A 10,460-nucleotide genomic window follows, 5' to 3' on the forward strand; every position below is an offset into this window, starting at 1 on the left:
TTATAAAAAAACCTCTTCAATTGATTTTGAAGAGGTTTTTTACTTTATATCACTGACGTACTTTGATCAAAGTCTGTGGACCTTACTGCAGGCAAGGCAAGCTTTAACCAAAGCTTTTATTTTTTCTGAAAATGTCTCCAACTCTGCACTTTATTCTGAACTGCTGCTCCGCTTTTAGTCACCAGATACTTGCCTTCTTCTGATTTCGTGATATGACCTTATGAAGTGAATATCTGGATGCTTCTCGAGCTTCGCAAAGTCCTTCTGATCAATTGTACATAGCAATTCATAATCTTTCCCTCCATTCTTCCCATGAGTAAACACTCTCACCCAAGGCAGCTGTCCAGAATGCGCTATTAAGTGAAGGTTTGATTTCAATAAATTTTCAGCACTTTCTGGAATTTTAGATTTTCAAAGTACACCACGTTAACTAGGGAGGAGGAATAGGTTAAGTCGAACCCTAACCGTTGATCCCACGAACCTACTATGAATTAAGAGGATATTCATCCTTTAAATCTGCGCTCTAAGCAATTCCAAAAACTTCCGATCCAACTTTTCTCCATACCAATCTTCGTATTCCACATCTTTTCGGCCAGAATTCATTACTCCAAAAGCCCCTGAAAACTCCCAGATTCCAAAACCAATTCCATTCTCCTTCAATACCGTAAGCACATCGCCAAACCAACTCAAGAAGACATCGTGAGGAGTCTCATTGTAGCAACCACATTCTCCACAATGCACGCCAATCCCCTGATCCACCAAGGCTTTCCATGGAGCATAGTATTCACGAATATTATCGATCCCCAATACTCTTTCTCCCTGCATCAATGGCCAATCTACAGGTGGTACGCTTTCCGGATCCTTATACACCCATCCAGCTTTATAGTGCGAAATAGGGAAAGGATGATATCCACGGCAACTTTGCGCCAGATCCAGATCCGCTAACTCAGGCATTGCCGTACCTCCTCCACCGTTTCCATCGGCGATCACCAATCGGGACTTTTTCACAGATTTGATGGTGTCCAGAGCCGCTTCAGCCACACGATGATAATCCAGCATATCAACTGGCCCACCTGGGCTGTGCTGATCATTTGGATCGAGACGCTGATAAGGTTCATTAACCAAGTCAAAGCTCAATTTCTTCTTGGAAATACCTTTGTATCTCATTGCCCACATCTCCCAATGTGCACAGAATGCATCCAGCGCTTCCTGATCTTTCCAGAGATTATATGGTTCTATGAAGCCGGCATTGATACAAAAGCCTGGTGCTCGGTGCAAATTCAAACTCACATGCAGACCCTGATCTAGGCATCGCTGTACGAGCTCATCCACTTTCTTCAAGCGACTTTCATCGAAATTCAATAACTCCTCCGGTAGAATCGGACGGGAGCGATCTATATCCAAGTAACTCGGATATGAGATAGGAATCCGCACAAAATCAAATCCCCAATCGGCTATCCATTTTACGTATTCTGGTTTGGTCCGTCTTCCGCCACTAGGATCATGGGAGAAAAAATCGAGGAGATTAAAGCCTTTCCAGGCAGGTAGCTTGTTTTTGGATTTGGCTACTTCTGCAAAAGCGGGAAGCGAGGCACTTCCTGCCAAGCTAAGTCCTGTGCCGAGCAAGGCGGATTTCTTGAGAAAATCCCTGCGGGAATCTGAGGTATTCATGGGTTATGTTAGGTTTGAGAACTTTAAGATAAAGTCCAAAAGCCTTCCCTCCAACTTGTTTGGTACTTAAATCATACCGAATCAACAGCTATCAAATAATACTTAAACGTATCCTCGTCAGGATCTTCAGAGGACTGTATTAAGATTTTACCTTCTACTGTGATGAGAAACAAACCTAATTCAACCTCAATTCCCGACACATTAAACTCCCCAATCTTCTCAAATGACTTGTCAAATAATTCCAAGAATACAATCTTTGGACTTTCCCCAAAATCAAAAACTATTCATACATTAAGTGAATCTCTTTCTCGCGCCTTGAACAAACCTACATCCAATAATAAAAGCGATTTTTATTTATGATCCTGAAATGCCTGCCCGCCGTGGTGGGGATCTATCCATGAATAGCCACTGCACCCATGGAAATGGCAACATGTGGTAGGGAAACCCAAACCCAACGGGGTTGAACTATTCACAACCCTATCCCTTAGTGCCCTGACGGCACGGCCTATTGTGGTTTTTCTTCTTACCCATAGTTTGTCCGGCCGGGACAGATAGCCTAAAGTTCTGCTTCTGGAGAAGCAGCGCAACTCTAAGTTGCGCTCTCTCTGTTATCCTCTGTGGACTGTGCGGTTAAAAACATTCCAGTTAAATAAATCAAGGCAGCAGATTAAACCCGCCATGGGTCAAAATCACCGTTTTTTCATCCAATCCATCGTTTGGCAAAAGCTCTGTCATTCCTTCATTTTCCAATCCTGTTTTCACTGCGACTTTCTCCAATCTGAATCCTGTTTCTGTATTTTCCCGCTGCACCAGCACATAGCTTTGTCCCTCTGACATCACCACCGCAGTCGATGGAACCACCCAAGCATCCTTGGGATCTAACAGCAACTTGGCTTCCAAAAACATTCCCGGTACTAGATAAGCTTCATCCGCCTCATTACGTAAATCCGCGTGAACATTGATCTGTCGGTCATTATTAATCGATTGTCCTACGACGAATACTTCTGCTTCCAATACTTTCCCTGGCAAATCCGGAATGGTAACCTCCACTTTTTGCCCTTTGTGAATCTTTGCTGCATCCTTCTCAAAAACCACCAGCTCTATATGCACGTGCTCCCTGCTGAAAATGGTCATCGCCTTTCCGGCTACATCCAAATACGATCCCTGCACTAAGGAAATCCCCTCTATAAAACCAGCTATCGGAGAAAAAACAGGCACTTTGGAACGGATATTTTCTGGCTTCAGCTGATCCGCATTGATATTGATCAGTGCCAATTGACGTTTAAAACTTTCAGCTTTTGCCTTGGTTGACTGGAAATCTGCTTCTGCTTTTAAGTAGTTTTTCTGTGAAGAAATCTTCTCTCCAAAAAGCGTTTTCTGACGCTCATATTCCGCCTGCAAATAATTTAACTGGCTATTTGCCTCAAGGAAATCCTGCTGCAAACGGATGAAATCAGGGTTTTCAAGATAGAAAAGTACTTCTCCCTTTTTTACAGATTCGCCTTCCAACTTATTTAATCCGCTTACATATCCACCAAAAAAGGCAGATATCTCCTGAATACCTTCCACGGGAACTTTCACCATTCCCTGCACAGATACATGCTCTGAAAATTCCTCGATTTTGGGACTTCCCCAAGTCATTCTCATGGTCTCAAATTGCTTCTGAGACACCGTGATAAAAGGGCCGGAAGGAGTTCCTGCTGCCACTTCCACTCCTTCAGCTTCGGGTTCTCCAGAACCTTTGCACTGAAAGAACAATATACTTGAGGCTAATAGAGTTGTGCTTACGATAGATTTTATAGGGAAATTCTTCATCAGTTCAGAAGGTAGTTGATGTCCAAAATAGTTTGTTGATATGCAAATTTGCTTTGCAGGTATTGAAGCGTGATCGTCCTGGAGTTTTCCAGCAACTGCACATACTGGAGAAAGTCAATCTCTCCTTCTTGGTATGATCGCTGTGCTTGTTCGAGGATTTGAAGCGAAAGTGTTTCCCCTTCCGACTCATAGTACTCGATAACTCGAATGTTTTGATCTAATTGTCGGTACAATTGCTGAGCACGATTCTCCAACTGATTTCTATATTGCTCCGCTTCCAGTTGGATCTTTTGTTGCTGAAATTCGCTGCTTTTCACACTGGCTTTTTGAGCTCCAAAAAAGAGTGGAATCGCCAATCCCGCATGAAAACCAGGATAAATTTTAGAATTAATGCCCGGATTGGTACCCCTGAAAACTTCCAAATTGATGTCTGGCAGGAATTTCCGCTTTTCCGATTGAATCTGGTATCCGGATTGACTGACTGCGCTTTCGTAGTATGCCACTCCAGGGTGCAAAGACCAATCCTGCGGCATGCCTACATCCAAGCCAAGCTCCTCCGTGGAAAGCCTAAGCTCCCCTTCCCAGTTCAGCAACAGCTTCAGTCTATCCAAGGCCATCATATAGTTTGCATTGGCGTCATTTTTCTTCAAACCGATCTCCTGACGCTTTCCTTCAGCGGTCAATTTTTCCAGGTAATTACTTTCGCCTGTTTCAAATTTGCGCGTAGCAGCTCGGGAAAATTCAGCATATAGAGAATCCAGGTAATCGTAATTGTCAATCAACTCCTGCCAATACCGCACTTCGATAAAGGCTTTGCTAATTTCCCCCACCAGCTTTCTCTTTTGTAATTCAAACTGGCTGAGCTGCATTTCTGCACCTGCCTCTAGCGCATTTTTCTGAGATCCATAGAGGGAGGGGAAAGCAAAACTTTGACTCAAGCCCAATTTCCTGTTATAAATCCCATTTTCTGCGAGGTCATTTTTATCCTCAGAATAATAGACATTCGTCTTATCCAGATTCCAAGCTTGACCGATTTTGGCATTTGCCATCTCAGTGGATTTATCCGCTGCTTTCAGCGTAAGGTTTCTTTCCATTCCTATCTCTACAGCCTGCTCCAAAGTCAGGGACGTTTCTTGTGCTTTCGCAGCAAAAGAAATCAATGAAATAAGCACCAAGGAAGCAACAACTTTCGTCGAAGAAGAAGTAGGCGAAGAACCAGACTTGGTTTTAAATAAAACATATAATACTGGCAGCACGATCAAGGTCAGGAACGTAGCGGAAATCAATCCTCCTACGACCACCGTAGCTAGCGGTCTTTGTACCTCAGCTCCTGCAGAATTGGAAATAGCCATAGGCAAAAAGCCCAGCGCAGCCGCAGAAGCAGTAAGCAAAACAGGTCTCAAGCGCTCTTTGGCACCTTTGATTACCATATCTTTTATATTTGTATAATGTGATTCCATGGATTTGAAATGTTCAATCAAAACGATACCGTTCAGCACTGCAATACCAAAAAGCGCGATGAATCCCACGCCGGCAGAAATACTGAATGGCATGCCTCTGACCCACAGCAGTAATATGCCACCGATCGCCGAAAGCGGAATTGCTGAATAAATCATCAGTGCATCTCTGGTGGAAGAGAAAGCAAAATAGAGCAACACGAAGATCAAAAACAGCGCAATTGGAACGGCTATCATCAAGCGATTTCGGGCTTGCTGTAAGTTTTCAAACTGTCCTCCATAATCCACACGATAGCCTTCAGGGAGATCTATCTGATTGGTGACGATTGCCTGTATATCATCCACCACGGACTGCAAGTCACGATTTCTCACATTCACACCGATCACTATTCTACGATTGGTATTATCTCGAGATATTTTCGCGGGCCCTTTGGTATAGCTGATTTTTGCTAACTCGGAAAGAGGAACAGAACCTCCGTTTGGAAGCTGAATCGATGCTTGCTCCAGATTACTGATATCCTTACGGAAAGGCTCCGCAAATCTCACAACCAAGTCAAACTGCCTCTCTCCTTCGAATACTTTCCCTGCACTCATTCCAGCAAAACCCATCGTCACGATCTCGTTGAGGTCAGAGATATTCAAGCCGAACTTGGCGATTTTACCTCTGTCATATTCGATTTTCATCTGTGGCAAACCATCCACTTTTTCTAAAATTATATCTGCCGCACCTTCTACTCCCTGTATCGCAGCTTCGATTTCTTGAGCGGTTTTCAATAGCACATCCAAATCTGACCCAAAGACCTTAATCGCCAAATCAGCCCTTACACCGGTGATTAGCTCATTAAATCTCATTTCTATAGGCTGGGTAAATTCAAATTCCATCCCGGGGATCACCGCCAACGCTTCTTTGAATTTCTCTGCAAGTTCATCCTTGGTCTCCACCGTAGTCCATTCTGATCGAGGCTTTAAGGTCACGATCACATCACTTTCCTCCATAGACATGGGATCTGTAGGGATCTCAGCCGCACCGATTCGAGTCACTATTTGATTCACCTCAGGAAATTCTTTCAATATTTGCTCAATTTGAGTGGTGGTTTCTACTGTATTGGTCAGCGAAGTTCCTGTCTTCAAAAATGGCTGAATCACAAAATCTCCTTCGTCCAGCGTAGGTACAAATTCAGATCCCATGGTAGTGAAAATAAATATCGTACCAGCCAATAAGCCAAAAGCACTAATCAATACAACTTTAGTATGGTTCAAAGCCCAAGTAATCGCCGGCTCATAAACCTTGGTAATCCCATTGATAATTCGGGTAGAAATGTTTTTGGGACCAGGAGGAGTAGTCTTAAGGAAAAGTGCTGACACCACAGGAACGTAAGTCAAACCTAGAATCATCGCCCCAACCAAGGCAAAGGAAAATACCTCAGCCATAGGACGGAACATTTTGCCTTCAACTCCAGTAAGCGATAAAATCGGGATAAAAACGATGATGATGATAATCTGCCCAAAAATCGCCGAATGCATCATTTTGGAAGCTCCAGTAAAGGAAATCTCATCTTTCTTCTCTTGTTTTTGGTCCTTAGAAAGTCCTGCTAGCTGACTATCTGCCCGGGTAAATTGGTAGGCAATATATTCCACTATAATCACAGCGCCATCTATGATGATTCCGAAGTCAATCGCTCCCAAACTCATCAAATTGGCATCGACTCCAAAGATGTACATCATCGAGAGTGCAAACAGCAAACTCAAAGGAATGACAGAAGCCACAACTAAACCGGATCGAAAATTCCCCAGCAGTAAAACCACCACAAAAACGACAATCAAACAACCTAAAATCAGGTTTTCGGCAATCGTAGATGTAGTCCTTCCTATCAACTCCGAGCGATCCAGAAATCCATTGATGACAACTCCTTCAGGAAGAGAGGTCTTGATTTCTTCCAACCGAGTCTTCACGCGATCGATGGTACCTTTTGAGTCGGCTCCCTTAAGCATCATCACCTGACCCAGTACTTTCTCACCTTCACCGTTAGCAGTGATAGCACCAAATCTATTGGCATGTCCAAACCCAACTTCCGCTAAATCCCGGACGTAAACCGGTGCTCCATTTCTGACTTCCACTACTACATTTCCAATATCTTCCAGCGTAGCCACCAAACCCTCTCCACGGATAAAAAAACTTTCATTTGTTCGTTCTATATATCCACCGCCAGCGATGGAATTATTCTTTTCAAGTGCCTGAAAAACCTGTGCAATATCAATTTGCATCCCTTTCAATCGCTCCGGATTGATGGCCACTTCATATTGTTTAAGGTATCCACCCCAAGTATTCACCTCTACTACACCTTCGATACCAGAAAGCTGTCTTCTTACTACCCAATCCTGAATGGTACGCAGATCAGTGATGGTATATTCACTTTCATAGCCTGGTTGCACATCTATTACGTATTGAAAAATCTCTCCAAGGCCAGTGGAAATAGGCCCCATGATAGGCGTACCAAAACCAGTCGGAATACTTTCCTCAGCCATTTTGATCCGCTCAGCTATTAGCTGTCGGGGAAGATAAGTTCCCATTTTATCTTCAAAAACAATGGTAACTACCGAAAGTCCAAACTTGGAAATAGACCGGATTTCGAGCACTCCAGGCAGATTTGCCATTTCCAATTCTACTGGATAGGTCAAGTATTTTTCTACATCCTCTGTGGCCAGATTTCTGGAGGTGGTGATTACCTGCACTTGATTGGTCGTCACATCCGGCACCGCGCCTATCGGCAGATTACTTAATGCAAAAAAACCAAACCCAATCCAGGCGGCTATGAAAATGAAAATGATGAGCTTATTCCCAATACTCCAGCGTATAATTCGATCTAACATGCGAGCGGTTATAATTGAATTACAAAATTGGGTTAAAAGCCACCTAAAGCACTAAAACGTCCCTTAAGATTGTCTTAAATCTCTTGGCTAAAAATTAATCGAAAAGAACTACCCTTTCCTTTTTCACTTTCTACCTCTATCTGAATGCCTGACTCCAGTGCAAGTTTCTTCACAATCGCAAGCCCAAGACCAGTACCTTGAATGAGGCTAGGAGCTTCATCCATCTCTCTGTAAAATGGATCAAAAATCTTCTCCAATGATTCATTCCTCATCCCCTTACCCTCATCAGTGACCATTATAAAGGGGGCACCCTCATGATTTCCAACCTGCAGATGGATTTTGGTATGTGCTTCAGAATACTTGACAGCATTTTGAATAAGATTATTTAGGATCATCTGTAATGATTTTTCGTTGACCTGCGTAAAAAGCGGGGTAGTAAGATTAGTCTCAAATACAATTTCTCTTCCCGATTCCTTCTCTGTTTGCTGAGCGAAATTGTTGGTAAAAGAAATCAACTCCACTTCATCCTTACTCATTTTCCCTTTTCCTACTCTCGCAAGTGAAAGCAACTGATCGATCATCTCTGACATACGATCTATGCTACCCAAAGCCATTTTGACCTTTACCACATATTCCTCAGAAGTTCGCGGCTTGCGAATCAACACCTCCAGCGTGCCCCGCATCACTGCCAAAGGAGTTCTCAACTCATGTGAAGCATCAGAAGTAAATTGCTTCTCACGTGTCAGTGCCTGCTCCAATCTGGCTAGCAGTTCATTAATTGATCGGGTGAGCTGAGCGATTTCATCATTTGGCTCAGCAACTGGAACACGCTCATTGAGGTTGCTCTGAGAAATAAGATTTGTTTTCTGAATGATCTTCTGAATGGGCTGAATGCTTTTTCCTGCCAAAAAACGCATAGCCAAAAACAGGGAAATCAAAATTCCGGGATAGAGAATCAATAAGATATTTCTCAGGTTGGTCAGCAATTCCCTGGCGTCCTCAAAGGACTTCGCCACTAGCATGTATCCCTCCTGCTTTCCATCCTGATTGAGTGGAATCTGCATTTGACGTACTTCTCTGCTTCCAGTTTTCAGCGTCCATGCCTCATGCCTTTTAGCTCTTTCAGGATAAAAGCTAAGATGATTCTCAACGAGGTTTGGCGATCTATCCATAGAGTTCCCCTGCATATCCACTATTTCTATAAAGATCGGGTCGAGCTGAATCTGGCTATGCTCCTGTTCCTGCCACTCGTCTTTATGCACAAAGCGTATTTCCCCATTCACCAAAAAAATCTGACCTACATGCTTATCCGTTTCAAGTTTCAACTCTCGGTCTATACTTTCTACAACCGTATAGTCCACCACCAAATAAATAATCGCAAATACCACGAGTACGATCAATGCTGTGACCAAAGTCAGCCTGCGCGCTATACGTTCTTTGTATGAGACATTCATAGATCCTTAGCTATATAGCCGATTCCACGAACCGTATGTATGTATTCTTCATTGGTGTTGAAATGAAGTTTTTTCCTGAGTGAATTCATAAAAACATCAATCACACCCGTATTATAATCAAAGTGAATGTCCCAAACATCCTCGATGATCTGCGTGCGTCGGCAAACTTGGTTTTTGTTTTTCATCAAGTATTCAAGCAGTGCAAACTCTTTTTGCGTCAACTGAACTTCCTCTTCTCCTCTAAATACCTGATGCCTGCCTGTGAAAAGCGTAATTGGGCCTAGTGTGTATTTCTCTTCAGAACCGCCCTTAGTTCGTAATTGGACGCGAATTCGCTCTAGTAATTCCTCGAAGTGAAAAGGCTTCTTGATGTAATCATTTGCACCTGACTGTAGTCCAGTAATCGTTTCATCCACGGTGTCTTTTGCGGTAAGAAAAATAACCGGCGTATCTGCATATTGCTTTCGGAATTCTAGACAGACCACTAAACCACTTTTCAAAGGCAACATCCAATCAAGCAACAAGAGATCATAGTCACCACTCAGTGCTAGCTGAAGCCCTTTTTCTCCGTTTTCAGCTACATCCACAGCATAGGATTCCTCTTCCAACCCTTGTTTTAAAAATCCGGAAATGCCCGGCTCATCTTCTACAACTAGAATACGCATACCTGATTTTCTATTTTAACCACAGAGAGCACAAAGGTCACGCAAAGGTCACTGTAAAGTTGCTTAGCCAGAAATAAAATGCATTCGTTTATTTCCATTCTCTTTTATGGACACCTCTTTCGTGATTGCTTTTGCATCGCAAAAGTTAACAATTCGAACTGAAGGCTGTAATTCTATGGCTTAAGATTCTCTTAAAGTTTTTGGAGGAGGCAGTAAAAGTCTGATCTACATTCGACCTTGAAGTCCCGTTAGAGACAAATTATGGGTAGAAATAAAAATATACAGAAATAGCCCAGCTGTGCCTTTGGGTAAGGCACTATAAATGGTTAACCTATAAAAGGGCTGTACCTAAAGGCAGAGCTAAATACCCTGCTTAATTGAGAGCTACCCATAGTAAGTCCCCTAAAGGGACAATTTTGAATACATTCATGTATTCTGAAAGGCTTCAACCAAGTCTAAATAATCTACTTCTAAGAACCAATCGTTCCTATGGAACGAATTACAATTACAATCAAATTATTACTAGC

6 protein-coding genes and 1 pseudogene are annotated in these 10,460 nt (G+C 42.9%); all 7 read right to left on the reverse strand.

What is annotated here, in order from left to right; all coding sequences use genetic code 11:
* Positions 1-116 precede the first annotated feature (116 nt).
* Positions 117-306 (reverse strand): annotated as a pseudogene (locus BVH04_RS26315) (thiamine-phosphate kinase); the annotation flags it as partial.
* A gap of 204 nt (positions 307-510) precedes the next feature.
* Positions 511-1,671, reverse strand: a complete 1,161-nt coding sequence (locus BVH04_RS24455) for a cellulase family glycosylhydrolase (protein WP_086544083.1) — start codon at positions 1,669-1,671, stop codon at positions 511-513.
* A gap of 71 nt (positions 1,672-1,742) precedes the next feature.
* Positions 1,743-1,916 (reverse strand): hypothetical protein, encoded by a 174-nt coding sequence (locus tag BVH04_RS25660; protein ID WP_169714513.1) that lies wholly within the window; start codon positions 1,914-1,916, stop codon positions 1,743-1,745.
* Between the two features lie 409 nt (positions 1,917-2,325).
* On the reverse strand, positions 2,326-3,486 hold the full coding sequence (locus BVH04_RS24460) for an efflux RND transporter periplasmic adaptor subunit (protein ID WP_086544084.1): 1,161 nt from the start codon (positions 3,484-3,486) through the stop codon (positions 2,326-2,328).
* Entirely contained in the window at positions 3,486-7,814 is a 4,329-nt protein-coding gene (locus tag BVH04_RS24465; RefSeq protein ID WP_086544085.1) for a CusA/CzcA family heavy metal efflux RND transporter, read from the reverse strand. The genes BVH04_RS24460 and BVH04_RS24465 overlap by 1 nt, the downstream gene beginning before the upstream one ends.
* Before the next feature lie 74 nt (positions 7,815-7,888).
* Entirely contained in the window at positions 7,889-9,268 is a 1,380-nt protein-coding gene (locus BVH04_RS24470) for a sensor histidine kinase (RefSeq protein ID WP_086544086.1), read from the reverse strand.
* On the reverse strand, positions 9,265-9,933 hold the full coding sequence (locus tag BVH04_RS24475; RefSeq protein WP_086544087.1) for a response regulator transcription factor: 669 nt from the start codon (positions 9,931-9,933) through the stop codon (positions 9,265-9,267). Before BVH04_RS24475 ends, BVH04_RS24470 begins: the two co-directional genes overlap by 4 nt.
* Positions 9,934-10,460 lie beyond the last annotated feature (527 nt).

It is taken from the genome of Algoriphagus antarcticus (assembly GCF_002150685.1).
In the GTDB taxonomy this organism is placed as follows: domain Bacteria; phylum Bacteroidota; class Bacteroidia; order Cytophagales; family Cyclobacteriaceae; genus Algoriphagus; species Algoriphagus antarcticus.

Excerpts from the sequence above, each read along its gene's own strand:
- BVH04_RS24455 (WP_086544083.1), bottom strand. The coding sequence starts at position 1,671 with ATGAATACCTCAGATTCCCGCAGGGATTTTCTCAAGAAATCCGCCTTG.
- BVH04_RS24460 (WP_086544084.1), bottom strand. The coding sequence starts at position 3,486 with ATGAAGAATTTCCCTATAAAATCTATCGTAAGCACAACTCTATTAGCC.
- BVH04_RS24465 (WP_086544085.1), bottom strand. The coding sequence starts at position 7,814 with ATGTTAGATCGAATTATACGCTGGAGTATTGGGAATAAGCTCATCATT.
- BVH04_RS24470 (WP_086544086.1), bottom strand. The coding sequence starts at position 9,268 with ATGAATGTCTCATACAAAGAACGTATAGCGCGCAGGCTGACTTTGGTC.
- BVH04_RS24475 (WP_086544087.1), bottom strand. The coding sequence starts at position 9,933 with ATGCGTATTCTAGTTGTAGAAGATGAGCCGGGCATTTCCGGATTTTTA.